The following is a 26,082-nucleotide window of genomic DNA, read 5'->3' on the forward strand; positions in this document are numbered from 1 at the left end:
GTCGCGAACGGAGGCAGCCCCGATGGAACCGATCCTCAGTGTCGAGGAGCTGTCGGTCCGGATCTCCGGGCTGCACATCCTCCAGGGGGTGTCCTTCACTGTCGCCCCGACCGGCGTGACAGTCCTGCTCGGTCGCAACGGCGTCGGCAAGACCACCACGCTGCGCGCGATCGTCGGCCTCACCCCACCCGCCGGGGAGGTCCGCGGCACCATCCGGATGGGCGCGCAGAGCCTGCTGGCCCGGCCGACGCACCGGCTGGTCCGCGGCGGGCTCGGCTACGTGCCCGAGGACCGCTGCGTGTTCGCCGGGCTCACCGTCGCCGAGAACCTGCGGCTCGCCGAGCGGCGCGGCACCACCCCGGCGTACGACAAGGTCTTCGCGCTCTTTCCGGAGCTGGACCGGCGCGGACGGCAACGGGCCGGTTCGCTCTCCGGCGGTCAGCAACAGATGCTCGCGATCGGTCGGGTGCTGCTCAACGACAACCGGCTGCTGCTCGTTGACGAGCCGACCAAGGGGTTGGCGCCGAAGGTGGTGACCGAGGTGGCCGAGGTGTTGGAACGGGTCGCGGAGTCGGTGCCGGTGCTGCTGGTCGAGCAGAACCTGGCCGTCGTACGCCGACTGGCCCGCGACGCGGTCGTGCTGGCCGCCGGCAAGGTGGCCTGGACCGGCGACGCCCGTGAGCTGCTGTTGGAGACCGCGTTGACGAAGTCGCTGCTCGGGGTCGGCTCGGCGGAGGTGTCTCACTGATGGGGACCGTGATCCTGTTGGCGCTGACCGGGCTCGGCCTGGCGGCGCTGTACTTCCTGGTCGCCTCGGGCCTGTCCCTGGTCTTCGGCCTGGCCGACGTGCTCAACTTCGCGCACGGGCTGTTCCTCGGCGTCGGCGCGTACGGCACCTGGTGGGCGGCGGGCAACCTGCCGGGCGCCGGCCCGGACGGGTTGGGCTTCGTGTTCGCTGTCGCCTTCGGGGTCGCCGCCGGCACGCTGGTCGCGATCCTGGTCGAGCTGGTGCTGATCCGCCCGCTGTACTCCCGCACCATCGAGCAGGTGCTGGTCACCGTCGGGCTCTCGCTGGCCGGGGTGGCGTTGCTCCAGGCCACCTGGGGTGCGGACGCCCGGCCGTTCCCGCGTCCGGACTGGACCCGGCAGGTGACCGGGATCCTCGGCGCGCAGGTGCCCAACGGTGGTCTGCTGCTGATCATCGCGGCGGTGCTGGTGCTCGGCGCGATCCTGGCGTTCCTGCGCTGGACCCGGTACGGCCTGGTGATCCGGGCCGGGGTGGAGAACCGGGAGATGGTGACCGCGCTGGGCATCGACGTCCGCAAGGCGTTCACTCTGGTCTTCGCGATCGGTGGGGCGGCTGCCGCGCTCGCTGGCGCGCTCGGCGGGGTCTACTTCGGCACCGTCTCGCCCGGGCAGGGCGGCTCGCTGCTGATCTTCGCGTTCATCGTGGTGGTGATCGGCGGGATGGGCTCGGTGGTCGGCTCCGCGTACGCGGCGGTCGTGGTCGGGCTGGTGCAGCAGTTCGTCAACTACTACGGCACGTCCGGGCTGGGCGACATCTGCGTGGTCGGGCTGCTGGCCGTGGTGCTGCTGCTGCGCCCGCAGGGCATCGCCGGAAAGGTGGCAACGGCATGACGGTGATCGACGCGCCTCGCGCGCAGGTGCCCGACGAACTGAGCCCGCAGCGGGGGCGGTGGCACCGGGTCCGCCCGTTCCTGCCGCTGGTCGCGCTCGTCGTGCTGGCGATCCTGCCGTACTCGACGATCTCCCTGCCGGGGATCTTCGAGGGGCCGGTCAACTCGCCCGGCACCCTGCAACTGCTCGCCATCTGCCTGATCTTCGGCGGGTTGGCGGCCGGATACGACCTGCTCTTCGGCCGGACCGGGATGCTCTCCTTCGGGCACGCGTTGTACTTCGCCGCCGGTGTCTACGGCACCGACATCCTGGTCACCCGGGCCGGTCTGCCGCTGTGGCAGGCGGCGCTGCTGACCATCACCGGCGGCACCATCCTGGCGGCGCTGCTCGGCGCGGTGGCGCTGCGGACTGTGGGCATCGCGTTCGCCATGGTCACGTTGGCCTTCGCCCAGGTGGGCGCGATCCTGGTGGCCCGGGACTTCGGCGGCCTCACCGGTGGTGAGGAGGGCCTGCCGCTGGACGTGTCCGGGCTGCCCGCCGGGCTGGTGGGGGTGACCAACACGGTCAACCTGTACTGGTTGGCGCTGGCGTACCTGACCCTTGTGGTCTTCGTGGTGCACCGGGTGAGCGGGTCACCGACCGGTCGGGTGCTCGCCGGGCTGCGCGACGACGAGCGGCGGATCGGCGTGCTCGGGCTGGACCCGTACCGCTACAAGCTGGTGGCGTTCACCCTGGCCGGTGGCCTGGCGTCGGCGGGCGGGGTGGTCTACGTCCTGATCGTCGGCGGCGCGTCGCCGCACATCACGTCCTCCGAGCTGACCCTGTCGCTGCTGGTCATGGTGGTGCTCGGCGGGCCGGGCACCCGGTGGGGTCCGGTGCTCGGTGGTGTCCTCTACATGTACCTGGACCACCGGCTCACCGCCTTCGGCACGAGCGACGCGGTGGACAACCTGCCGGCCTTCCTCAGCCGTCCGCTGAGCCAGCCACTGTTCGTGCTGGGCACTGTCTTCATCCTGGCCGTCTACTTCTTCCCCGGAGGCCTGGCCAGCCTGGCCCCCCGCCTGTCCCACCTGACCCGCGCCCTCCGCCCCCGCTCCCCCCGCTGAGGTCCGCCCGCTGTCGCCCCGTCGATCATGAAGTTGTTGCCGTGACACGCCGCACCGGATGGCGATAACTTCATGATCGACGGGGTTCTTTGGCAGGGGGAGGGGTGGGAGATGGATTCGCGGGTCGCTGTTGTCAGTGGGGGCGGGACCGGGATCGGCGCGGCCGTGGCGGGAGTGCTCGCCCGCGACGGTTACGACGTACTGATCGTCGGGCGGCGGGCCGACGTGCTGACGGCAGCCGCCGAGCAGATCGGCGCGGACTGTGGGCGGCCGGACGCGATCACCGCCGTGACCGCGGACCTGACCGATCCGGAGCAGCTCGACGCGGTCCTCGCGGCGGTTGGTGACCGGCCGGTCGACGTGGTGGTCAACAACGCTGGTGGTTACCTGGGCGGGGATACCGACACGTTGGCCGGGACCGCCGCACACTGGCGGGCCAACCTGGACGCCAACGTGCTCACCGCAGTGCTGCTGACCGAGGCTCTGCGGCCGGCTCTGCGGCGCCCCGGTGGGCGGGTGATCCTGGTCAGCTCGATCGCCGCCCAGCGCGGCGGCGGTGGGCCGTACTCGGCGGCGAAGGCGGCCCTGCACGGCTGGGCGTACGACCTGGCGGCGCAGCTTGGTCCGGAGCAGATCACTGTCAACGTGGTGAGCCCCGGCTACGTCGCCGAGACTGAGTTCTTCGGTGACCGGATGACCGCCGAGGGGCACGCGAAGCGGGTGGCGGCGACCCTGGTCGGGCGGGCCGGGCTGCCGGACGACATCGCCGAAGCGGTCCGCTATCTGGCCAGCCCGGCGGCCGGTTACGTCACGGGTCAGATCCTGGGCGTCAACGGAGGCTCAGTCCTCGGCCGCTGACCCCCGGCCCTGACCTGGTTGATCAAGAGGTTTGCGTCAGAATCAGGCCGAATGATGACGCAAAGCTCTTGATCAACAAGGGCTTGACGCACGGCGCTGGTAGAAATGCCGGGTGGAGACAGCAGAGCGGGCAGGCGTACGGGAGCGGGCCGAGGCGGTGCTGCGCCGGCTGGCCGGTGACCACGCCCGGCTGCGCGAGGACCAGTGGCGCGCCATCGAGGCACTGGTCGTCGACCGGCGGCGGGTGCTCTGCGTCCAGCGCACCGGTTGGGGCAAGTCGGCTGTCTACTTCGTGGCCACCGCCCTGCTCCGGGACCGTGAGCAGGGCCACCAGGCCGGGCCGACGGTCATCGTGTCGCCGCTGCTGGCGTTGATGCGCAACCAGGTCGAGGCGGCCGCTCGGGCCGGCATCCGGGCCCGCACGATCAACTCGGCGAACCTCGACGAGTGGGACGAGATCACCGCCGAGATCCAGACCGGCGCTGTGGACGTGCTGCTGATCAGCCCGGAGCGCCTCAACAACCCGGACTTCCGCGACGGCGTCCTGCCGAAGTTGGCCGCCACCACCGGCCTACTGGTGGTCGACGAGGCGCACTGCGTCTCCGACTGGGGGCACGACTTCCGGCCGGACTACCGGCGGCTGCGGACGTTCCTCGCCGAACTGCCCGAGCGCACCCCCGTGTTGGCGACCACCGCCACCGCCAACGCGCGGGTCACCCAGGACGTCGCCGAGCAGCTCGGCGACGCCCTCATCCTGCGCGGCACCCTGGACCGCGAGTCGCTGCGCCTCGGGGTGCTCGACCTGCCCAGCCCGGCGCACCGGCTGGCCTGGCTCGCCGACCACCTGGACCAGCTGCCCGGCTCAGGCATCGTCTACACGCTGACAGTGGCGGCAGCGGGCGAGACGGCCGAGTTCCTGCGCTCCCGGGGCTACCCGGTCGCCTCGTACAGCGGGCAGTCCGACGACGCCGACCGGCGGGCCGCCGAACAGGACCTGCTCGACAACAAGATCAAGGCGTTGGTCGCCACCAGCGCCCTCGGCATGGGCTTCGACAAGCCTGACCTGGGCTTCGTCGTCCACCTCGGCGCGCCACCCTCGCCGATCGCGTACTACCAGCAGGTCGGCCGCGCCGGCCGCGCCGTCGAGCACGCCGAGGTGCTGCTGCTGCCCGGCGTCGAGGACGCCGCGATCTGGCGCTACTTCGCCTCGCTGGCGTTCCCACCGGAGCAGCAGGTCCGGGCCGTGCTGGCAGCCCTGCACACCGACCGCCCGCTCTCCACCCAGGCACTCGAACCCCTCGTCGACCTGCGCCGGGCCCGGCTGGAGCTGATGCTCAAGGTGCTCGACGTGGACGGCGCGGTCCGCCGGGTGCGCGGTGGGTGGCTCGCCACCGGCGAGCCGTGGGTCTACGACGAGGCCCGGTTGCGCCGCGTCGCCGAGGCGCGCACCGTCGAGCAACAGGCCATGCGGGAGTACGCGACCACGTCCGACTGCCGGATGCGGTATCTACGGGAACGCCTGGACGACACCGAGGCGGTCGACTGCGGCCGGTGCGACAGGTGCGCCGACCCTCTCTTCGCCGCCGACGTGTCGACGGCCGCGCTCGCCGCCGCGCAGGCCTTCCTGGGCCGACCCGGCGTGGAGATCGCGCCGAAGAAGCTCTGGCCGACCGGGCTCGACGCGGTGGGCGTACCCCTCAAGGGCCGGATCGCCCCCGCGGACCAGGCGCTGCCGGGCCGGGCCGTCGGGCGGCTCTCCGACCTGGGTTGGGGTGGCCGGCTGCGTGCTCTCGTCGGCCCGGAAGCGCCGGACGCGCCGCTGCCCGACGACGTCGCCGGCGCGGTCGTGGAGGTGCTGAAGGCGTGGGCGCACGGCGACGACCCGTGGCCCCGCCGGCCGGTGGCGGTGGTCGCTGTCGGTTCCCGGAGTCGGCCCCGGCTGCTCGGCTCGCTCGCCGAGCGGATCGCCACAGTGGGCCGGCTGCCGCTGTTGGGTGAGGTCGCCGCATCCGGCCCCGGAGGCCCGGCCGGGCCGCGCGGCAACAGCGCCCAACGGGTACGCGCGCTGCACGACGCCTTCACCGTGCCGGCCGACCTGGCCGACGCGCTGGCCGGGCTGGACGGCCCGGTGCTGCTCGTCGACGACCTGATCGACTCGGGCTGGACGATGACACTGGTGGCCCGGGCCCTACGCCGGGCCGGCGCGACGGACGTGCTCCCGCTCGCCCTCGCCGTGGCCGGCTGACCCGCCGCCGTCGTGCCGGTCGCGTGGCCGTTCGGGTCTGCGCCGTCGTCCGTGCTTGGTCCGGGTGCTGCGGCGCGGGTTGCGGCGGTCGGGTGGGAAAGTTCCCGGGCGGCGTCGAGTGCGACAGGCGCCACGCTGTCCGGGCGTCGGCCTGACCCGGCCGGACGCGGCGGTACCGTGGGCGGCATGACCGACCACCAGCCCGTCCGCCGCCCGTACCCCGGCGCGGACCCGACCGCCGGGGACGAGGCCGGCCAGGCGCTGGGCGTCGGTCGTGGCTGACGAGGTTCCCGCCGGGCCGGACAAGAGCACTCTCCGGCTGGCGCTGGTGGTCGGCGGGCTGGTGCTGGCGGTGCTGCTCGGCTTCGGCCTCGGCCGGCTGAACGCCAACGGTGCCGCCACCGGCAGTCCGTCGTTGGCCGCCGAGCACACCGACCCGCCGGGCGTCGCGCCGCACAACCACGGCTCCGCCACGGCCGCCGATCAGGGCGCTGCCAGCGAGCCGGGCGGTCTGGCGGTCAGCGCGGCCGGGTTCACCCTGGCCCCCCTGGCCACCGAGTTCGAGGCGGGTCGTCCCGGTCAACTCCGCTTCCAGGTGCGCGACGCGCAGCGCCGGCCGGTCACCCGGTTCGCCATCGTGCACGACAAGCCGCTGCACCTCATCGTCGTCCGGCGGGACCTGACCGGTTACCAGCACCTGCACCCGACCATGGCGGCGGACGGCACCTGGTCGGTGCCGTTGACCCTCGCGCAGCCCGGCCTCTGGCGCGCGTACGCCGACTTCACTGTTGTCGCCGACAACGGCGCGCAGACCGCGGTGACCCTCGGCACGGACCTGGTGGCGCCCGGTGACTACCAGCCCAGCCCGCTGCCCGGGCCGGCCACCTCGACGACAGTGGACGGCTTCAGCGTCGGCTACCAGGGCACCCCGCAGGCAGGGGCGACAGTGCCGCTGACCTTCCGGGTCGACGGCGCTGGCGGTGCCGCCCCGCTGGAGCGGTACCTCGGGGCGTACGGGCACCTGGTGGCGTTGCGCGAGGGCGACCTCGGCTACCTGCACGTGCACCCGGAGACCGAGCTGGTGGACGGTCAGATCAAGTTCTGGTTGACCACTCCCGGTCCGGGCCGCTACCGCCTGTACCTCGACTTCCAGGTGAACGCCGAGGTCCGAACGGCGGAATTCACCCTCACCGTCCCCTAGGCTCGACCCCCACCCCTCCCGTTGATCATGAAGTTATCGCCACCCGCCGCGGCGTGTCGGGGCAACAACTTCATGATCACCGGTGCTTGAGCGGGAGTGGGAGTGGGAGCGGGACGGGGTTAGCCGGCTCGGCGGATGGGGCGGCGGGCCAGGTAGCGGAGCAGGTCGCGGATGTGGTGTTTCTCCTCGGCGGGGACCGTCGGGTCGGCCAGCCGGTCCAGGATGGCCCGGACGTCGGCCTCGACCGGGCCGTCGTCGTGGCGTCGGCGGGGCGTGGGACCGGCGTCGGGTAGCCCGAGCGCGCGGAACGCGGCGGCGACCGGCAGATCCAGTGCGGCGCAGAAGCCGCGCACCTTGGCCAACTCGGGGTAGTCGTGCCAATCGCCGGCCAGCCAGCGGAACACGGTGGAGCGACCCACGCCCGTGTGCGAGGCAAGATCAGTCACGGTCCAGCCACGTTCGTCACGAGCGTCATCGATGGCGCGCCGGACGAAGCGGGCGAAGGCCATCTGCGGTGATACGTCGGCGGATCCCATCCCTGTGTGTCTTCCCCTCCCGCCGGAGCACCGGGACGATGCGCCTTCCGAGGGTAGTACGCCCAGGGCCGGAAACAATTGACTGACCGCACAAACTGTCCCGTGGGTGAGACTTTTCTCTGGAAGCGTTTGTGCAGAACGAAAATTGCATCGAGCGATCATCATCGTTCTTCTATAAGCTCGGTGCCCGTCCCGACCTGGGGTCTGTCGCCTGCCGCGTCCGACCGGACCACCGCCGAGGAGCACCATGGCCGATTCGAGCCGCCCCCAGCCGTACCAGCCCGGTGCGGTGAGCCTCTTCTTCGTCGCCAAGGCCGGCGTCTTCGCGGCCGCGTTCTGGATCTGGTTGCTGGTCCTGGTGCTGCGCGCCGACTCCGCGACCGGCCTCCAGGTGCTGGCCGCCACCGGCACCATCACCACCACCCTGGTCGCGGTCCTGCTCGGTGCACGCATGGCGTTGCAACACAACGCCGCCATCCGGCACGCCGAGGTGAAGAAGCTGCTTGTCGACATCTCCTGGAACGCCTTCGCGGCCGCCGGGAACGCCGAGACCGGGGGCAAGGTCGTACCATTCCCGACCGTCCCGGGCGACGCCCAGCGGCCCGGTGCCGAGCGGGTGTCGGTCCTCGACCGCGGTGTCAGCGAGCGCAACGGTGGCCGGGACCGCCGACGCTAGCCAGCTAGGAGGCGGGCGTCTCTCCGGCGGCCAGCAGGGCCTCCAGCCGGGGGGTGACCTGCCACTGGTCCACCAGCTCGCGGTACTCCGCGCGCTGCGGTCCGGTCGCCTCGGCCCCGGTACGACGTGCGCGGATCAGCAGGTTACGCGGTGTGTGCTGCGAGTCCACGAACTCCACCACCTCGGCCCGGTAGCCGTGCACCCGCAGCAGCCCGGCGCGCAGGGCGTCGGTGAGTACGTCGGCGAAGCGCTCGCGCAGGATGCCCTGCCGGGTCAGCAGCTCGTACGGGCCCGGGGCGGGGTGGGCGCGGAGCTGCTTCGCCAGATCGTGGTGGCAGCACGGCGCGGCCAGCACCCAGCGGGCCTCCCAACGCACCGCTCGGGCCAGCGCCTCGTCGGTGGCGGTGTCGCAGGCGTGCAGTGCCAGCACCAGGTCGGGGGCGGGGTCGACGACGGCGTCGGCGATCGTCCCGGCCACGAAGCTGACCTGGTCGGCCCAGCCCAGCCGCTGCGCCAGCTCGGTGTTGCGCCGCCGCTGGTCCTCTCGGACGTCCACGCCGATCAGCTGGACGTCGAGCCCCCGACCCGTCAGGTAGCGGTACGCGGCGAACGTCAGGTACGCGTTGCCGCAGCCCAGGTCGACCACCCGTAGCGGACCGGTCAGGTCGTCGGGCAGGGTCGCGGCCAGGGCCCGCAGGAACGCGTCCACCTGGCGGCGCTTGGCCGCCGAGCCGCCGATCTCGGCGAAGATCGGGTCACCGGGGTCGAGCAGGTATTCCTTGGCCCGGTCGTTTCCGCTGGGCGTCGCCGCCGGTCGGGACGTCGCGGCCCGGTGCACCTGCGCTTCGCCCGACTTGGTTACCCGCAGCTGGAGCGTCGCGTCGGCCGTCTCGACGTGCCAGTTGCCGAACGGCTCGGCGAGCAGTTCGTCGATCGCCGCTGTGGCCTCGGGACCGGAGGCGACGTTGCGGGTGTACGGGCGAGCGCCGTCGGACGTGGTGATCTGCATCCGGTGCCCGGCCTTGAGCGTCACCGGCCGCAGTTCGGCCCGCTCAACGGTGGGGCGGCGGCCGCGTCGACGTCCGGCGGCGACCGCCCGGGTCAGCGCGGGGTCGAGCAGCAGCGCCCGAACCTCGGTCAGGGCGGCGTCCAGTGGTTGCGGCATCGTTCCATCTTCGGCAGGTGGGGTGGGAGAAGGGAAACATCCCCCGCACCGCGCGAGGCGGTGCGGGGGATGTCAGGTGTGGCTGGTGGTCAGTCGGCTGTCGCCTCGGCCGGCGTACCCGCACCGGAACCGCCACCACGGCGGCGTCGGCGGCGGCGCGGCTTGGACGCCTCGCCGTCGGACGCGGCGGCCGCCTCGGCGGGGGCGTCGGCGGAGATCACCGCTGTCGCCTCGCCCGGGACCACCTCGCCGGCCCGGCGGCGACGCCGGCGGCGCGGGGTACGGCTGCCTTCGTCGGCGGCGTCGCCCGCAGGTGCCTCGGCGACGGCCGGCGTGCCGGCGTCGGAGCGGTCGCGGCGGCCATCGCTCCGACCACGGCGCTCGCCGCGACCCTCGCCACGGCTCTCACCGCGTCGGGGGCCCCGACCACCGCTGTCGCCCCGGCGGGAGCGGGTCGTTCCACCCAGATCCTCTTCGATCTCGGCGGACAGCCCGGCCCGGGTGCGCTCGGCCGTGGGCAGCGTGCCGCTGACCTCGGTGGAGATGTGCAGGTCGGTGTAGAGGTGCGGCGACGTGTGGTACGTCTCCGGCGGCTCCGGCATCTCCAGACCGAGGGTCTTGTCGATGATCCGCCAGCGCGGCATGTCGTCCCAGTCGACGAAGGTCACCGCGACACCCGTCGCGCCGGCCCGGCCGGTACGACCGATCCGGTGGGTGTAGGTGTCCTGGTCTTCCGGGCAGTCGTAGTTGATGACGTGGGTGACGCCGGTGACGTCCAGCCCGCGCGCCGCCACGTCGGTGGCGACCAGAATGTCGATCTTGCCGGCCCGGAAGGCCCGCAGAGCCCGCTCACGGGCGCCCTGGCCGAGGTCACCGTGCACCGCGGCGACCGCGAACCCGCGGAAGTCGAGGTCCTCGGCGACCCGGTCGGCGGCCCGCTTGGTCCGCGTGAAGATCATGGTCAGGCCACGCCCCTCCGCCTGGAGGATGCGCGCCACCACCTCGACCTTGTTCATCGAGTGGGTGCGGTAGACCAGCTGCTGGGTCTGCGGGGACGGGCCGGTCTCGGCGGTGTGCCCGGCGTGGATCGTCATCGGCTGGCGCAGGAAGCGCCGCGACAGGGTGACGATCGGATCCGGCATGGTGGCCGAGAAGAGCATCGTCTGCCGGTCTTCCGGCAGCATCGCCAGGATCTTCTCGACGTCGTCGAGGAAGCCCAGGTCGAGCATCCGGTCGGCCTCGTCGAGGACGAGTGCGTGCACCCGGTCCAGACGGAGGTGCTTCTGCTTCTGCAGGTCCATCAGGCGGCCGGGAGTGCCGACCAGGATCTCGACGCCCTTGCGCAGCGCGTCGATCTGCGGCTCGTACGCCACGCCGCCGTAGATCGGCAGCACCCGGACGCCACGCGTCCGGCCGGCGGCGGCCAGATCCTTGGCGACCTGGATGCCCAGCTCACGGGTGGGGACGACGACCAGCGCCTGAGGGACACCGTCGCTGCCCTCGCCCGGGGCGAAGACGCGGTCGAGCAGCGGTACGCCGAAGCCGAGGGTCTTGCCGGTGCCGGTGGGCGCCTGACCGATCAGGTCGACGCCGCGCAGCGCGATCGGGATCGCGTACTCCTGGATGGCGAAGGCGCGGGTGATGCCGGCCGAGGCCAGGGCCTCGACGGTCTCGGCGCGGGCGCCGAGTGCGGCGAACGTGGGAGCCTCCGGTCGAACCGGGGCGATGGGGGCCAGTTCCTGGCCGTCCAACAAATCTTGAGTCAGGTCGCTCATGTGGATGTGGGGGTGCCCTCTCGTGGGTGCGCCCGTCATGTCCTCAGGGCGCGTTCGGTATGACGCGGGCCACACGGTCGGCGGCAGATTGCCGAGCCGGACCGGGCCGCACGCGCGCCGCGGGCTGAGCTTCGATCAGGTCGGCGCCCACGGCAACTGCTCCATGTTACCTGAACAGGCATGCCCCCGTCCCGATTCCCGGTCGGCCACCCGCCACGCGGGGCAAGTAAATGTGACCCACGCCACTTATTGCATGTCCGTCGAGTGGGGCTGGGGTGCGACGTGCGCGGGACGCGCCCGAGGGTCGGCGCGCGGTAACCTGCCGCTCGTGTCTGATTTCGCCGTCGCTGACCTGTTGGGTCTCGTCGCCTTCGGCGAGCTGCTCGCCTTCGAGCGGATGGCCGGGGACGCCCGGCTCGCTCCCGACCTGCGCCGCCGGGCCGCGCTGAACGAGATGGCCGCGGCCGAGATCACCAACTACCGGCGCCTCGCCGACCGGCTCACCGTGCTGGGCGTACCGCCGGAGGATGCGATGGCGCCCTATGTCGAGCCGGTGCAGGCGTACCACGACTCGACCGAGCCACGGGACTGGGCGGAAGTGGTCACCAAGGCGTACGTCGGCGACGCGATCACCGACGACTTCGTTCGCGAGATCGCCGATGCGCTGGAGGAACCGGACCGGGCGTTGGTGCTGGACGTCCTGCACGACTCCCGGTACGCGGACTTCGCCGCGGCGGAGATCCGGGTGACCGTCGCCGACGACCCCCGGGTAGCTGGTCGGCTCTCGATGTGGGCCCGGCGGCTGGTCGGAGAGGCGTTGTCCCAGGCCGGCCGCGTCGCCGCCGAGCGGGCCACCCTCACCGCGCTGATCGCGCGGGACGGCCGGGTCGACGTGCCTGGGCTGTTCGGCCGGCTCACCACCGCGCACACCGCGCGGATGGCCGCCGCCGGGCTGAACAACTGACCGCCCGGCTGGTCGGGCCGGTGCCGGCCTGCGGCAGGTGGGCCGAGTGCCGACCTGCCGCGATGGCCGGACCGGTCAGCGGACGGTGAACCCGACCGCCCGGGACGACGCCTCGGCGATCTCGACGTAGGCGACCTTCTCGATCGGAACGATGACCCGCCGGCCCTTCTCGTCGGTCAGGGACAGCGTGCCGCCGTTGCCGGCGAAGGCGTCGGTCACGATCTGCTCGATCTCGGCCGGCGACTGCGCGCTGTCCAGTACCAGCTCGCGCGGCGCGTACTGCACGCCGATCTTGACCTCCACTGTGCCTCCTCAACTGGGGCGAAAGAACCGCCCTGCGAAGGCTATCCGATCACGGGGTCGGCGGTCAGGCTGACTCACCTTGCAGCGGGAAGCTCGCGATGCCCCGCCACGACAGCGCGGCCACCAACGCCTCGGCCTCGGCCTTCGGCACCTGCCGGCCGCCGGCCAGCCAGAACTGCGCTGCCGTCTCCGCCGCGCCGACCAGCCCGGAGGCCAGCAACTCGGCGTGCGCCCGGCTCACCCCGGTGTCGGAGATGATGGTGTCGGTGATCGCCGCGATGCAGCCCTGCTCGACCCGCTCCACCCGCTGCCGCACCGCCGGGTCGTTGCGCAGATCCGACTCGAAGACGAGCCGGAACGCCTCGCTCTCGTGGTCGACGAAGTCGAAGTACGCCCGCACCGACGCGCTGACCCGCTCCTTGTTGTCGCTGGTGCCGCGCATCGCGTCCTGCACCTGAGCGACGATGGCGTCACAGTGCGTGTCGAGCAGCGCCAGGTAGAGATCCATCTTTCCGGGAAAGTGTTGGTAGAGCACCGGCTTCGAGACCCCGGCCCGCTCGGCGATGTCGTCCATCGCGGCGGCGTGGTAGCCCTGCGCGACGAACACCTCCTGCGCCGCAGCGAGAAGCTGCTTACGACGCGCGGAGCGGGGCAGGCGGGTGGGCCGGCCGGCGGTCTGTGCACCGTTCCCCGCAGCGGTCATGGGATCCTCCGAGTTCTCCGTACGAGCCGGCATTTTCCCCCCAGACCGGGCGAGGCCCGTGACCTCGGTCGTGGAAATGGCCCGCCGCTGTAACTTATCGCCACTCTCGGCACACGGTAGCCTCAGCGGGGGCGACCAAGGAGCGCGCGGTGAGTGAAACAGGGCAACCCGGAGCCGCCACCCCGGGAGAGCACGGTGACGGAACGGGTCAGCACGACGACCCGAGCCGTTCCGTCAGCGGGTGGGCACCTCCGGCGGGTGGGTGGCCCCGAGCCGCCGACCGTGAGGACGCCCGGGACGAGGCGCCGCGCTGGCAGCCCGACCCCGCGTCGGGCTGGCGGACCTCCTCGACACGGCACGGCGACCTGCCATCGCCGCTGGTCGGGCGGTCGGGCGACCCGGAGTCGCCGGCCCGCACCAACGGCCACCACGTCAACGGCACGCACCACCCGGATGACGTCAACGGCGTCCCGCACCCCGGTCTCGAACCGCCCGTGGGACGCACCACCCCGGTGAGCGCACCGCCGGGGCTACCCGCCGAGGGCCGCCCCGGGGCTGCCAGCGACCGGCTCGTGGTGCCCGCCCAACGTCCCGCCCCGCCAGCGGAGCAGGGTGCCGCCGAGCCCGACCCGGGCCTCGCCCCACAGTCCACCGTCGATCCGGCCGCCGCGCACCGTGCCCGCTGGGCCGAGCCCGGGTTGCCCACCTCGGCCCCACCGGCCGTCCAGGTGCCGCCGGTCGGCACCGCGGCGTCGGGCTTCGAGGTGCCGCCCGGCTTCCACGCGCCGACCGGCGAGCGGCTGGCCGCCGACGAGAACCCGACCGCACCGCGCGACTGGCGCGACCCGCTCGCACCCGAGCACGCGGCGACCTCTGGGCGCACCCCGGGCCCGGCCGGGCCCGCCGACGACGGTGAGCCCGGTCGCGCTGCCGAGGGTTCGCGCCCGGCAGAGACACACCGCACCGGGGACGCGCACCGGCCCGGTGACACGCACCGTGCCGGGGAGTCGCCGGCCATCGAGCCCGACTGGTCGGGGCCGAGCTGGAACCGTCCCAGTTGGGGAGGCGGGTGGGCCCCGCCCTGGTCCCGTCAGGACGATGAGCCGGCTGGGCCGGCAGCACGGGACGAGTCGGCACCGGGCTGGGTCGCCGAGCCCAACCAGCCGTACGAGCCGGTGCGCGCCGAGGTGCCCCGCCCGTACGAGCCGGTGCGCGCCGATCCGCCCCGGGCGTACGAACCCGGCCGGGGCGAGTCCGAGCCCGCGCCGGAGCGCAACGCCGAACCGACCAGCGCACCGCCCGCCGACCGGCCGTCCTGGGCCGGTGGTGCGACGCCGACCAGTGGTCCGCCGGCTGACCGGCCGTCCTGGGCCGGTGGGGCGACGCCGACCAGTGGCCCGCCCAGCGGCCGGCCGTCCTGGGCGGGGTCTGGGGCGACCGGCGCACCAGCCGACCGTCCGTCCTGGGTTGGCGGTGGCGACCCCGACCCCGCCAGCCCGTCGCCCGCGCGGCCGTCCTGGGCCGGGGGATCCGATCCGACGCCGCCCAGCGTGCCGCCGGCGCGGCCGTCCTGGGCTGGCGGGTCCGAGGCGGCGACAAGCGTGCCGCCGGTACGACCGTCCTGGGCTGGCGGGTCCGAACCGCCCGCGACCAGCGCGGCGCCGACGCGGCCGTCCTGGGCCGGCGGTTCCGATCCGGCGCCGATCAGTCCGGCGCCGCCCAGCTCCCCGCCGATGCGACCCTCCTGGGCCGCCAGCCCGGCACCGGCCGACCCGCCGGCATCGGCCGAGGCGACACCCCTGGCACCCGCAGGGCCGCCCCCGGCACCGGCCGGGCCACCTCCCACGCTGACCGACGCGCCACCGGCTCCGGCAGGCCCGTCGCTGGTGACGGAGCGACCGTCCTGGACCAGTGCTTCGCCCACGGCGAGCAGCAGTTCCCGGGCCGAGCGGCCGGACTGGTCCGAGGGCCGGCTCCCCGCCACCCCGGTCGAGCGCCCGTCCTGGCCGGCCAGCCGGTCGGCCAGCGCCGGTGGGGGTGACGGCGGCGAGACGCCCGGCCGGTCCCGGCCCGAGAGCCGGCCGATCGCACCGTTCCGGCTCCGGCCGGCGACACCCGAGCCGGGTCCGTCACCCGTCGAGTCATCCCAGCCGGCCGCGCCGGCCAACGAATCACCATCGAATGACGTCACCCCGTCATCCACCGCGGCGGTCCCGCCCGCCGCCATGAACGGTCCCGGCCGCCGCGATCAACCCGCACCGACGTCCGCCTCGTCCTACGCGGCGCGCCGATCCGCCCCCGACCCGACGTCGCCGGTCGAGGATGGCCGGCAGTCGGCCCCGAGCGCCGTGGTGTTGCCGCAGCGCGTCCCCGCGGAACCGGACGTGCCCGTCGTGCCGGAGCCGCCAGCCGTGGAGCCGCCCGCCGAAACCCCGGAACTCGCCCGCATCGCCACCCACCTGCGTCGGGACGACGAGCCAGCCCCGCTGCGCGAGCGCCCCGAGGGGTTCGATGTCAACGCCATCCTGGACGCCGTCCGGGAGGTGGCCGGTGTCCGCGACGCGGCCCTGCGCCGTACACCGGCCGGGGCGCACAGCCTGCGACTGGACCTGGCCGACGGCGCCGACCCGGCCGAGGTGAGCCGGCAGGTCGCCCGGCTCCTCCAGGAGCGGATGGGGTTGGCCGCGGCCCCGCAGAACGTGCCCGGCCTGCCCACCACGCCACCTCCGCCGGTTCGCCGTCGCGCAGCCGACCGTCCCGCCGAGCGGCGTACCCCGGAAACTCGGAACGCGGCTTCGCGCGAGCCCGGCGAGGTTCGGGCGGCCGAACCGCCGACTGTCGTCCGCCCGCCCGGCGGCCGGGTCGAGGCCCCGCAGGCCGGCCCGGAGCAGCGGACCGGCCCGGACCCGACGCGCCGCCGGCGCACGAACGCTCCGCACCGGGGTCGCGCCACGGTGGAGGAACCCGGATCGGTCTCGTCCGCGCCGGCCGGCGCCGCGACCGGTAGCCCGGCGACGCTCGGCACGTCGTACTCCGGTGGTCAGGTGACCACGACGGAGTCGGCGCCGTCCCGGCCGCTGGAGACCGGCGGCACGCCGGGGCCTCGGGTGGTGATCGACCACGTGCAGGTCAGCACCTTCGGCCTGGACGCGAACGTGGAGGTCCGGCTGCTGGCCGGGGGCGACAGCGCCTCCGGGTACGCCACCGGGCCGGCGGTGGACGGCTACGTGCTGCGGCTCTGCGCGGTGGCGGCGGCGGCAGCGGTGGACGAGTTGCTGCGCGGCGCCGAGAACGCCGAGCGGGGGCGCTGCTTCGTCGAACACGCGGCCGTGGTGCCGTTCGGCAATTGCGAGGTGGCCACCGTGGTGGCGCTGCTGGTCTGTGAGGGTTGGGTCGAGCAGCTCGCCGGGTCGGCCCTGGTCGCGGGTGATCCGCGTCAGGCGGTGGTCCGGGCGACGCTGGCGGCGGTCAACCGTCGGCTGGAGGCGCTGCTGTCCTGAGTGGTTCGAGGCAGACTGGAGCGATGAGACGCGCCACTCTCTGGCCGGACCACCTGCTCCCCGACGACCGCGTTCCGCCGCCGTGGCCGGGCCGGGAGGTCCGCCTCGACGGCCGGGTCACGTACGTCCGGGACACCCCGGCCACCGCCGCTGGCGCGGAGCCGGCGCTGTACGTGCACGGGTTGGGCGGGTCGTCGCAGAACTGGACCGACCTGGCCGGGCTGCTCGCCGACCGGCTGGACGGTCAGGCCATCGACCTGCCCGGCTTCGGCCGGAGCGAGCCCGGCCCGCGCTACACGATTCCGGCCTTCGCGGATCTTGTCGTCCGGTGGATCGAGCATTCCGGTCGAGGCCCGGTGCACCTGTTCGGCAACTCGCTGGGCGGGTCGGTCGCGGTCCAGGTCGCCGGGCTCCGGCCGGATCTGGTCCGCACCCTCACCCTGATCTCCCCGGCGCTGCCGTTCCTAAATTTCCGGCGCTCGTTGCAGGGGCGGATGCTGCCGGTGCTCGCCATTCCCCGAGGTGAGCGGCTGGTCGCCCGGCACCTCACCCAGCTCGCGCCCGAGGTGATGGCCCAGCAGGTGCTGGAGGCGTGCGTCGCCGACCTCAGCCGGATCTGCGATCAGCGCCGGGCCGAGGCGCTGGAGGAGATCCGGGTGCGGTACGAGGCCGAGCACTACGCCGCCGCGTACGTCCGGACGTTCCGTGGGCTGGTCTCCAGCTTCCTGCGTTCGTACCTGCCCGGGCCGGGGTCGCTGTGGCGCCTCGCCGAGGCGGTACGCGCACCGACCCTGGTGGTGGGCGGTCTGCAGGACCGTCTGGTCGACGTGCGGGTCGCGCCGCAGACCGCCCGGGTCATTCCGGACAGCCGATTGATGATGCTCAAGGGCGTCGGCCACGTGGCGCAGTTGGAGGTTCCCCGGCTGGTTGCCCGCGCGGTGGTCGGCCTGCTCGCCGAAACGGAGGACGCCGCGGGGCGGTCTGATCTGGCAGGCTGACGTGGATGCCCAGCTCAGCCCGCCATCCTGCTCGCCGTCGGCGACGTTTCGCGCTGCTCGCCCAACTGGTGGCGGTGATGGTGGCCGTCGGCGCGGCGGTGACCGTGATCGCCGAGGGGCCGGGTGGGCATCCCGGCGCCGACCGGTTGGCCGCCGAGGAGATCGGCCCGCCGCCGCTGGTAGCCGGGCCGCTGCCGCCGTCGGCTGAGCCCTCGCCCTCCGACCCGGTTCCGTCCAGCCGGCCCCCGGTGTTGCGGGTGCCCGGTGCGGTTCCGAGCGCCGGTACGGGCGGGTTCGGTTACGACGCCCGCTCCGGCCCGGTGCTGGGTAGGGCGGGTGAGCTGCGGCGTTACCGGGTCGCTGTGGAGTCGGGCAGTGCTGAGGATGCCGGCGAGTTCGCCGAGGCGGTTCAGGCGGCGCTCGCCGGGCCGGGCAGTTGGGTCGACAGCGGTCGGCTGCGGCTCCAGCAGGTGCCGGGGGCCGCGCCTCGTGACTTCACCGTCTACCTGGCCACCGCCCGCACCGCGGGTCGGATGTGTGCCAGGGGTGGGGTGGACATCCGGATCAACGGTCGGCCGTACACGTCCTGTCGGGCGCCCGGCCAGGTGATCATCAATCTGGATCGGTGGCGGTTGTCGGTGCCGCACTTCGTCTCGGCCGGTGTGCCGTTGACGGTCTACCGGACGTACGTGATCAACCACGAGGTGGGTCACCAGCTTGGGCATCGGCATGAGCGCTGCCCCGGTGCGGGCCGGCCGGCGCCGGTGATGATGCAGCAGACGCTCTTCCTCAGTGGGTGCCGGGTCAATCCGTGGCCGTACCTGAACGGGCGGCGGTACACCGGCCCCGCCCTGTGAGCCGGCCGGTCCGACACGCCCACCATTGAGCCCTCATCGGGCGTCTTGCAGCAAAAGCGAAGAAACGGAGAAATGCCCGAATAATCTGGCAGGCTTGATGCCATGACGCCGTCGTCCCCTTACGGCCCGCCCCGGCCGCCCGGCCACCGGTCGGTACTGCGGGCTGTGCGTCCCGCGTTCGTCCGGATGCACCGGCGTCGGCGCCGCAGCATGCTGCTCGGCCTGCTGGTCCTTGCCGCCGCCATCGGGGTGACGGTGAGCCGGGGCGGCGAGCCGTCAGCCGAGCCTCCGGCCACCACCCAGGGCGGAATGGGCCACGGAGGTGGCGTGGCCGCTCACCCGGCGCCCACCGGCTACCCGTCGGTCGGCGCGGGACGCTTCACCGCCGCCGACGGCGAGACTCTCGTGCACGGCACGGACGGGCCGCTGCACCGGTACCGGGTCGTCGTCGAACGCGGCGCCGGCCAGGACGCCGACGTGTTCGCCGCCACGGTGGACGAGGTGCTGGCCGACCCGCGCAGTTGGATCGCGTCCGACGAGCTGCGGGTGCAACGGGTGGCCGACGCCGGGGCCGCCGACTTCACCATCTACCTGGCCACCCCGGTCACGTCCGAGCAGATGTGCGCCGAGGGCGGCCTGACCACGGAGCGCTACACCTCCTGTCGCCTGCCCGGTCAGGTCATCATCAACCTGGCCCGCTGGATGGAGGCCGTCCCCGACTACGGCGCCTCGCTGGACACCTACCGGACCTACGTCATCAACCACGAGGTGGGCCACGAGTTCGGCGAGGACCACGAGGCGTGCCCCGGCCCGGGGGAGCCCGCCCCGGTGATGCAGCAGCAGACGTACGGCCTGCAAGGGTGCGTCGCCAACGCCTGGCCCTACCTCGACGGCCGTCGCTACGCGGGGGACATCGTCCCCTGATCGGCCGGGTCGTCGGTTATTCCCGCTCCCGCATACCGGACCACGTGTCGTCCCTCATGGCCGAGGGGGGCTCCCGCGAGCAACAATGGCGCGGTTCACACCGCCGATCCCGGGGAGTCCACCGTGTCGTTGCCCCCGCTCGTCGAGCCCGCCGCCGAGCTGACCGTAGACGAGATCCGCCGCTACTCACGCCACTTGATCATTCCGGACGTCGGGGTGACCGGCCAGAAGCGGCTGAAGAACGCCCGGGTGCTCTGTGTCGGCGCCGGTGGCCTCGGGTCGCCCGCCCTGATGTACCTCGCCGCGGCCGGGGTCGGCACGCTCGGCATCATCGACTTCGACACCGTCGACGAGTCCAACCTCCAGCGCCAGATCATCCACGGCGTCTCCGACATCGGCCGATCCAAGGCCGAGTCCGCCGCCGCGTCGATCCGCGAGATCAACCCTCTGGTCAACGTGGAGATCCACAACACCGCTCTGGACCGGGAGAACGTCCGCGAGATCTTCGCCCAGTACGACCTGATCGTCGACGGCACCGACAACTTCGCCACCCGCTACATGGTCAACGACGCGGCGGTGCTGCTGGGTAAGCCGTACGTCTGGGGCTCGATCTACCGCTTCGACGGCCAGGCGTCGGTGTTCTGGGCCGAGCACGGCCCCTGCTACCGCTGCCTATACCCGGAGCCGCCGCCGCCCGGCATGGTCCCGTCCTGCGCCGAGGGTGGCGTGCTCGGTGTGCTCTGCGCGTCGATCGGCTCGATCCAGGTGAACGAGGCGATCAAGCTGCTCACCGGCATCGGTGAGCCGCTGGTCGGCCGCCTGATGGTCTACGACGCCCTGGAGATGGAATACCGCAAGATCAAGGTCCGCAAGGACCCGAACTGCGCGCTCTGCGGCGACAACCCGACGGTCACCGACCTGCTGGAAGACTACGAGGACTTCTGCGGCGCGGTCTCCGAGGAGGCGCAGGAGGCGACGCTCGACTCGACCATCACCGCGCTGGAGCTCAAGGAGTGGCAGGACGCCGGCAAGGACATCTTCCTCGTCGACGTGCGCGAGCCGGCCGAGTACGAGATCGTCCAGATCCCCGGCGCCACCCTGATCCCCAAGGGCGACATCATCTCCGGCGAGGCCCTCGCGAAGCTGCCGCAGGACCGGCAGATCGTGCTGCACTGCAAGTCCGGCGTCCGCTCGGCGGAGGCACTCGCCGCCCTCAAGGCGGCCGGCTTCAAGGACGCCGTGCACGTGCAGGGCGGCGTGCTCTCCTGGATCAAGCAGATCGACCCGTCGCTGCCCGCGTACTGACGATCGAGCCGGGGCGGCCCACAAGGCCGCCCCGGCCGGACTGGCAAGCTTCACGCCGCCGCCCTGGCGAATCGACGCAGATGACGCCGAGCGGTCGTCCGGCGGGAGCGACGCAGCCATTCCGGGCTGGCCGATTCCCTGAGGCGGCATCGCGTCTGCGCAGGTAGCGTCTCCGCCGTGGTCGACTTGGAAGCCGCGATCGGGTTCGTCGTGGCGCACGGGGATGCGGTGGAACGCGCCCGCCTCTCCTGGCTCCGCAACGGCACCCCCGTGCCCGCCGAGTTGCTGGAGACGGCCGAGGTCGGCCAGTCACCGGACGGCGGTTGGCCGGCCACCTGGGGCGGTGAGATCGCCTCGATCGACGCCACCTGTTTCCGGCTCGCCGAGCTGGACGACCTGGGTGCGCTCGGCCGCCCCGCCGCCCGCCGTGCCCTGGACTGGCTGGCGTCCCGGCAGCAGGCCGACGGCGGTTGGGAAGAGGACGCGTCGCTGGCCGACTCGGCGCCCGAGTGGGCCCGGCCCGGCGACCCGGAGGCCGGGTTCCTCGTGTCGGCGAACGCCGGTTTCTGGCTCACCGTCGCCGGCCTGGACGCGCGGGCCTCGGGTCCGCTCGACCACCGGGTGGGTGGGGCGTACGCCGGGGTGGTGCAGGCGGCGGCCCACTCGCTCGCCGCGCGGCTGCGCCCGGACGGCAGTTGGCCGTCGTACCTCGCCGCGGGCTGGCTGAGCGCGGCAGTGCTGCACCGGCAGGAGATGTTCCAGGAGTCGGCGCGGATCCAGGTGGTGCTCGCCGAGCGGATGCCGAAGATGTCCCCGGGGGACGTGGCGTGGCTGGCGGCCACGCTGCGCCGCGCCGGTGTCGACCCACAGGACTGGATCATGGTGCGGGCGCTGCGCCGGCTGACCGAGACCCAGCGCAGCGACGGCGGCTGGGAGAGCGACGACGGCCACCAGTTCGACGTGCACGCCACGCTGGCCGCGATCCGGGCGGCCCGCCCCACCCCACCGGGCTGAGCCCCGCGCCCCGCCCTCAGGCGGCGATCTTGCAGTTTCTGTCGCGGGTTTACGTCGAATGCCCCTTATGCCGGGGCAGTAAGTGCAAGATCGCGGGAGGGGGTAGGGCCGGCCTCAGCGCACGTGCCCGTCTCCGGTGACTACGTACTTCGTGCTGGTCAGCTCGGGAAGGCCCATCGGGCCGCGGGCGTGCAGCTTCTGGGTGGAGATGCCGATCTCCGCGCCGAAGCCGAACTCGCCACCGTCGGTGAACCGGGTCGAGGCGTTCACCATCACCGCCGCCGCGTCCACCCGCGCCACGAACTCGCGGGCAGCGCTCTGCGAGTCGGTGAGGATCGCCTCGGTGTGCCCGGTGCCGAAGCGTCGGATGTGCGCGACAGCCGCGTCCAGCGAGTCGACCACGGCCACCGAGATGTCCGCGGAGAGGTACTCGGTGGCGTAGTCCTCCTCGGTTGCCGGGACCACGGCGGCGGAGTAGGCGGCCACCTCGGGTGAGCCGTGCACTGTCACCCCCGCCTCGGCGAACGCAGCCAGCACCGGCGGCAGGAACGCGTCGGCGATGCCCGCGTGCACCAGCAGCGACTCGGCGGTGTTGCAGGTGGACAGGCGCTGGGTCTTGGCGTTCAGCGTCACAGCGACGGCCTTGGCCAGGTCGGCGGCGGCATCGACGTAGACGTGGCAGTTGCCCACCCCGGTCTCGATCACCGGCACCGTCGACTCCTCGACCACGGTGCGGATCAGCGACGCCCCACCGCGCGGAATGAGCACGTCGACGAGACCCCGGGCGCGCATCAGCTCCTTTACCGAGTCACGGGAGCTGGCGTCGAGCAACTGCACCGCGTCGGCGGGCAGACCGGCCCCGGCGACCGCGTCGCGCAGCACCGCCACCAGCGCGGCGTTCGAGTGCGCAGCCGACGACGACCCGCGCAGCAGCGCCGCGTTGCCGGACTTGAGGCAGATCCCGGCGGCGTCCACTGTCACGTTGGGCCGCGCCTCGTAGATGATGCCGACCACCCCGAACGGCACCCGGATCTGACGCAGCTCCAGGCCGTTGGGCAGGGTGGACCCGCGGACCACCTCGCCGACCGGGTCGGGCAACGCGGCCATCTCGCGCAGCGCGTCGGCGATGCCGGCCACCCGGCCCGCGTCGAGCGCGAGCCGGTCCAGCACGGCCGCGCTCAGCCCGGCCTCGCGGCCGGCCGCCAGGTCCGCCTCGTTCGCGGTCAGGATCTCCGGGGTACGCGCCACCAGCGCCTCGGCCATCGCCACCAGCGCGGCGTCCTTGACCGTACGCGTGGCCACGGCCAACTCGGCGGCGGCGTCCCGTGCCCGTCGCGCCTGCTCGGTCACGCTCATCATCGACTCCTTAGAGCAGCACCAGGTCGTCGCGGTGGACGACCTCTCGTTCGTACGCCGGGCCGAGCGCCGCGGCGAGTTCGGACGTGGAGCGGCCGAGCAGCCCGGGCAACTCCACCGCGTCGTAGTTGACCAGCCCTCGGGCGACCGAGGCGCCGGCGGTGTCCACCAGGTCCACCGGATCGCCGGCCGTGAACGTGCCGTCCACTGCGGTGATGCCGGCCGGGAGCAGCGACTTGCGCCGTCCGACGACGGCGGCGACCGCGCCCGGGTCGAGGTGCAGTCGCCCCCGGGGTGAGGTGGCGTGGGCCAGCCAGAACAGCCGGGCCGTCGGGCGTTGCCGCTGGGGGTGGAAGAGCGTGCCGACCGGTTCGCCGGCCAGCGCCTGGGTGGCCAGGTCGGCGGCGGTGAGCACCACCGGGATGCCGAAGCCGGTGGCGATCCGGGCGGCTTCGACCTTGGTCACCATGCCGCCGGTGCCGACGCCGGACCGGCCGGCCCCGCCGATGGTGATGCCGGCGAGGTCCGCGTCGTCGCGCACCTCGGCGATCCGGGTCGAGTCGGGTTTGGCGGGGTCGCCGGTCCAGAGGGCGTCCACGTCGGAGAGGAGCACCAGCAGGTCGGCGTGCACCAGCGCGGCCACCAGGGCGGCCAGCCGGTCGTTGTCGCCGAACCGGATCTCCTGGGTGGCGACCGTGTCGTTCTCGTTGACGATCGGCACGGCCCGCAGGTCGAGCAGTTTGCGCAGCGTCCGGTACGCGTTGCGGTAGTGCGCCCGCCGGGTCACGTCGTCGACGGTGAGCAGCACCTGCCCGACGGTGCGGCCGTGCCGGGCGAAGCTGGCCGCGTACCGGCCGATCAACAGCCCCTGCCCGACGCTGGCGGCGGCCTGCTGGGTGGCCAGGTCGCGCGGGCGTCGGGACAGCCCGAGTGGGGCGAGCCCGGCGGCGATGGCGCCGGAGGAGACCAGCACCACCTCGCGTCCTTCGGCGGTGAGCCGACCGAGGGTGTCGACGAGCGTGTCGACGCGCTCGTCGGCCAACCCGCCGGTGGCGGTGGTCAACGAGGAGGATCCGATCTTGACGACGACCCGCCGGGCCGTCGTGACTGCGTCGCGCACCCGACCATTCTGCGTGGTCACGGCCGCACCGCCCGGCGGCGTTCCCATATGGTGGCGGATTGTGACTCCTGACGAGTACGTCGAGGCGGTGCTCGACCTGGTGGAGCGGATCCCGGAGGGTCGGGTCATGTCGTACGGCGGGGTGGCCGACGCGTTGTCCGAGCGTTCGGGACGCGCCTCGGCCCGGTTGGTCGGCAACATCATGGCCCGGCACGGCGGCTCGGTGCCCTGGCATCGGGTGGTGACGGCGAGTGGTCGGCTGCCACCGGGGCACGAGCGGGAGGCGCGGGCCCGACTGCGGGCCGAGGGGGTGCCACTGCGCGGCGAGGGTGTGGACATCGCGGCGGCGGGTTGGTCGCCTGATGAGGGGATGTGACCTCCGTCCTAACGTGAGTAACATTCGGCCCCATGAAAACGCCGCCGGGCGCCGGCTCGTCAGCCACCGGCTCGCTGCCCCGCTCGGTGCACGCCGGATACGCGCTCGGTTCACTGGCGACCGGAGCGTTCGGCACAGTGCCCGGCCTGCTGCTGCTGCCGTACCTGACCGACACCCTGGGCGTGGCCGCAGGGCTGGCCGCCCTGCTGGTGTTGCTGCCCAAGGCATGGGACGTGCTGGTCAACCCGGTCGCCGGGCGGATCTCCGACCGCACCCGGTCACGGTGGGGCGCCCGCCGGCCGTACCTGCTCGTCGCCGGCCTCGCGCTCGCCGTCCTGTTCGCGTCGATCTTCGCCGCGCCGTTCGGTAGCGGCCCGGCCGCCGTGGCGTACGTGGCGTTCGCCTTCCTCGCCACCGCCACCGCGTTCGCCTTCTTCCAGGTGCCGTACGTGGCGATGCCGGCGGAGCTGACCGGCGACTACGCCGAGCGAACCCGGTTGATGACCTGGCGGATCGCGGTGCTGGCGCTGGCCATCCTGGTCTCCGGCGCGGTCGCGCCGCTGGTGGTGAGCGCCGGTGGTGACGGCGTGACCGGGCACCGCTGGATGGGCCTGTTCGTGGCGGCGCTGATCGCGCTCGGCGCCCTCGGCGCGTTCCTGGGCACCCGGTCGGCGCCGACCGGCACTGTGGGCGAGAGCGAGCCGACCCTGCGCGCCCAACTCGCCGTGGCCGGCGCCAACCGCCCGTTCCGGGCACTGCTGATCTGCTTCGTGGTGCAGTCCGCCGGGGTGGCGACGATCCTGGCCGGGGTCAACTACTTCGCGGGGCAGATCCTGCGCGACGAGGAGAGCGGGCCGACACTGCTCTTCGTCTGCTTCGTCGGGCCGGCGCTGCTGGTGATGCCGATCTGGACCCGGATCGGCGCCCGGCTGGGCAAACGGACCGCGCTGGTCGTCGCCTCGCTGATCCTCGCCGTCGGTGCGTTCGCCCTGGTCGCCGCGCCGGTGCTGCCGGCGGTCGCCGTCTATCTGATGGTCGCGCTGCTCGGCGTGGGGTACGCAGGGCAGCAGGTCTTCGCACTGGCGATGTTGCCGGACTGCATCGCGCACGAGACGGCGCGCACCGGTCGACGGCAGGCGGGCGTCTTCACCGGGCTGTGGACCGCCGGGGAGACCTTCGGCCTGGCGCTCGGCCCGGGCATCTACGGGCTGGTGCTTCAGCTCTCCGGTTACGTGTCGTCCGACACCGGCTCGGCGGCGGCCCAGTCCGACACGGCGAGACTGGGCGTCCTTCTCGGCTTCACGCTGATCCCGGCCCTGCTGATCGCCCCTCCGGTCCTCCTGCTCCGCCAGTACACCCTCACCGCCCAAGCCCTGACCGACGCCACGCCCGACGGACGGGTCGATCATGGAGTTGTGGTGGGGGACGAAAGCCGTTGACCGTCACGAGAAGGGCACCATAA

At 73.1% G+C, this 26,082-nt stretch carries 23 protein-coding genes; 16 read left to right on the top strand and 7 right to left on the bottom strand.

Annotated features, from left to right (window positions below):
* Positions 1-22 precede the first annotated feature (22 nt).
* From OH804_RS31265 to OH804_RS31290, 6 genes are all read left to right on the top strand, one after another.
* Positions 23-748: an ABC transporter ATP-binding protein gene (locus tag OH804_RS31265; protein ID WP_406061244.1), complete on the top strand. Its 726-nt coding sequence runs from the start codon at positions 23-25 to the stop codon at positions 746-748.
* Positions 748-1,638, top strand: coding sequence for a branched-chain amino acid ABC transporter permease (locus OH804_RS31270; RefSeq protein ID WP_196919880.1), 891 nt, complete (start codon positions 748-750; stop codon positions 1,636-1,638). The genes OH804_RS31265 and OH804_RS31270 overlap by 1 nt, the downstream gene beginning before the upstream one ends.
* Entirely contained in the window at positions 1,635-2,744 is a 1,110-nt protein-coding gene (locus OH804_RS31275; RefSeq protein ID WP_406061246.1) for a branched-chain amino acid ABC transporter permease, read from the top strand. Before OH804_RS31270 ends, OH804_RS31275 begins: the two co-directional genes overlap by 4 nt.
* A 111-nt stretch (positions 2,745-2,855) precedes the next feature.
* Positions 2,856-3,602 (top strand): SDR family NAD(P)-dependent oxidoreductase, encoded by a 747-nt coding sequence (locus tag OH804_RS31280; RefSeq protein ID WP_406061248.1) that lies wholly within the window; start codon positions 2,856-2,858, stop codon positions 3,600-3,602.
* 112 nt (positions 3,603-3,714) lie between these two features.
* Positions 3,715-5,847 carry a DEAD/DEAH box helicase gene (locus OH804_RS31285; protein ID WP_196919876.1) on the top strand — a complete coding sequence of 711 codons (2,133 nt, stop codon included), beginning with the start codon at positions 3,715-3,717 and terminating at the stop codon, positions 5,845-5,847.
* 274 nt (positions 5,848-6,121) lie between these two features.
* On the top strand, positions 6,122-7,048 hold the full coding sequence (locus tag OH804_RS31290; RefSeq protein WP_406061250.1) for a hypothetical protein: 927 nt from the start codon (positions 6,122-6,124) through the stop codon (positions 7,046-7,048).
* A gap of 119 nt (positions 7,049-7,167) precedes the next feature.
* Here OH804_RS31290 and OH804_RS31295 read toward each other — a convergent pair whose 3' ends face one another.
* Positions 7,168-7,584: a helix-turn-helix domain-containing protein gene (locus OH804_RS31295; protein ID WP_196919874.1), complete on the bottom strand. Its 417-nt coding sequence runs from the start codon at positions 7,582-7,584 to the stop codon at positions 7,168-7,170.
* Positions 7,585-7,831: 247 nt separating this feature from the next.
* Here OH804_RS31295 and OH804_RS31300 point away from each other — a divergent pair, with 247 nt between their 5' ends.
* Complete coding sequence (locus OH804_RS31300) at positions 7,832-8,260, top strand: hypothetical protein (RefSeq protein ID WP_196919873.1); 429 nt, start codon at positions 7,832-7,834, stop codon at positions 8,258-8,260.
* A 4-nt stretch (positions 8,261-8,264) separates the two neighbouring features.
* Here the strand turns inward: OH804_RS31300 and OH804_RS31305 are convergent, their stop codons facing one another.
* On the bottom strand, positions 8,265-9,425 hold the full coding sequence (locus OH804_RS31305; protein WP_406061252.1) for a class I SAM-dependent methyltransferase: 1,161 nt from the start codon (positions 9,423-9,425) through the stop codon (positions 8,265-8,267).
* 89 nt (positions 9,426-9,514) lie between these two features.
* Complete coding sequence (locus tag OH804_RS31310) at positions 9,515-11,200, bottom strand: DEAD/DEAH box helicase (RefSeq protein WP_406061254.1); 1,686 nt, start codon at positions 11,198-11,200, stop codon at positions 9,515-9,517.
* Positions 11,201-11,528: 328 nt separating this feature from the next.
* On the opposite strand from OH804_RS31310, the gene OH804_RS31315 reads away from it, so the two are divergent.
* Complete coding sequence (locus OH804_RS31315; protein ID WP_406061256.1) at positions 11,529-12,164, top strand: ferritin-like fold-containing protein; 636 nt, start codon at positions 11,529-11,531, stop codon at positions 12,162-12,164.
* A 75-nt stretch (positions 12,165-12,239) separates the two neighbouring features.
* Here OH804_RS31315 and OH804_RS31320 read toward each other — a convergent pair whose 3' ends face one another.
* On the bottom strand, positions 12,240-12,467 hold the full coding sequence (locus tag OH804_RS31320; RefSeq protein ID WP_196919870.1) for a DUF3107 domain-containing protein: 228 nt from the start codon (positions 12,465-12,467) through the stop codon (positions 12,240-12,242).
* 64 nt (positions 12,468-12,531) lie between these two features.
* A complete protein-coding gene (locus tag OH804_RS31325; RefSeq protein WP_030489514.1) occupies positions 12,532-13,170 on the bottom strand; it encodes a TetR/AcrR family transcriptional regulator in 639 nt (212 codons plus the stop codon).
* Between the two features lie 149 nt (positions 13,171-13,319).
* Between OH804_RS31325 and OH804_RS31330 the strand changes: the two genes are divergently transcribed.
* The 6 genes from OH804_RS31330 to OH804_RS31355 all read left to right on the top strand — a co-directional run bounded on the left by OH804_RS31330 (position 13,320) and on the right by OH804_RS31355 (position 21,768).
* Entirely contained in the window at positions 13,320-16,670 is a 3,351-nt protein-coding gene (locus OH804_RS31330; RefSeq protein WP_406061258.1) for a hypothetical protein, read from the top strand.
* A 23-nt stretch (positions 16,671-16,693) separates the two neighbouring features.
* On the top strand, positions 16,694-17,668 hold the full coding sequence (locus OH804_RS31335) for an alpha/beta fold hydrolase (RefSeq protein WP_406061259.1): 975 nt from the start codon (positions 16,694-16,696) through the stop codon (positions 17,666-17,668).
* A gap of 5 nt (positions 17,669-17,673) precedes the next feature.
* Positions 17,674-18,525, top strand: a complete 852-nt coding sequence (locus OH804_RS31340; protein WP_406061260.1) for a DUF3152 domain-containing protein — start codon at positions 17,674-17,676, stop codon at positions 18,523-18,525.
* 102 nt (positions 18,526-18,627) lie between these two features.
* Positions 18,628-19,449 carry a DUF3152 domain-containing protein gene (locus OH804_RS31345; RefSeq protein ID WP_406061262.1) on the top strand — a complete coding sequence of 274 codons (822 nt, stop codon included), beginning with the start codon at positions 18,628-18,630 and terminating at the stop codon, positions 19,447-19,449.
* Between the two features lie 123 nt (positions 19,450-19,572).
* Positions 19,573-20,754: an adenylyltransferase/sulfurtransferase MoeZ gene (moeZ, locus tag OH804_RS31350; protein ID WP_196919866.1), complete on the top strand. Its 1,182-nt coding sequence runs from the start codon at positions 19,573-19,575 to the stop codon at positions 20,752-20,754.
* Between the two features lie 126 nt (positions 20,755-20,880).
* A complete protein-coding gene (locus OH804_RS31355; RefSeq protein WP_196924648.1) occupies positions 20,881-21,768 on the top strand; it encodes a prenyltransferase/squalene oxidase repeat-containing protein in 888 nt (295 codons plus the stop codon).
* Positions 21,769-21,882: 114 nt separating this feature from the next.
* Here OH804_RS31355 and OH804_RS31360 read toward each other — a convergent pair whose 3' ends face one another.
* Both OH804_RS31360 and proB read right to left on the bottom strand, forming a co-directional pair.
* Entirely contained in the window at positions 21,883-23,124 is a 1,242-nt protein-coding gene (locus OH804_RS31360; protein WP_196919865.1) for a glutamate-5-semialdehyde dehydrogenase, read from the bottom strand.
* A gap of 10 nt (positions 23,125-23,134) precedes the next feature.
* On the bottom strand, positions 23,135-24,292 hold the full coding sequence (gene proB / locus OH804_RS31365; protein WP_406061265.1) for a glutamate 5-kinase: 1,158 nt from the start codon (positions 24,290-24,292) through the stop codon (positions 23,135-23,137).
* Positions 24,293-24,305: 13 nt separating this feature from the next.
* Here proB and OH804_RS31370 point away from each other — a divergent pair, with 13 nt between their 5' ends.
* Together OH804_RS31370 and OH804_RS31375 are read left to right on the top strand one after the other, a co-directional pair.
* The gene (locus OH804_RS31370; protein WP_196919863.1) at positions 24,306-24,620 is read left to right on the top strand and encodes an MGMT family protein; all 315 of its coding nucleotides are present in this window, start codon (positions 24,306-24,308) and stop codon (positions 24,618-24,620) included.
* A gap of 32 nt (positions 24,621-24,652) precedes the next feature.
* Positions 24,653-26,059, top strand: a complete 1,407-nt coding sequence (locus OH804_RS31375; RefSeq protein WP_196919862.1) for an MFS transporter — start codon at positions 24,653-24,655, stop codon at positions 26,057-26,059.
* The last annotated feature ends 23 nt before the right edge of the window (positions 26,060-26,082 follow it).

The sequence above is a fragment of the Micromonospora sp. NBC_00860 genome (assembly GCF_045207375.1).
GTDB classification, from domain to species: domain Bacteria; phylum Actinomycetota; class Actinomycetes; order Mycobacteriales; family Micromonosporaceae; genus Micromonospora; species Micromonospora vinacea.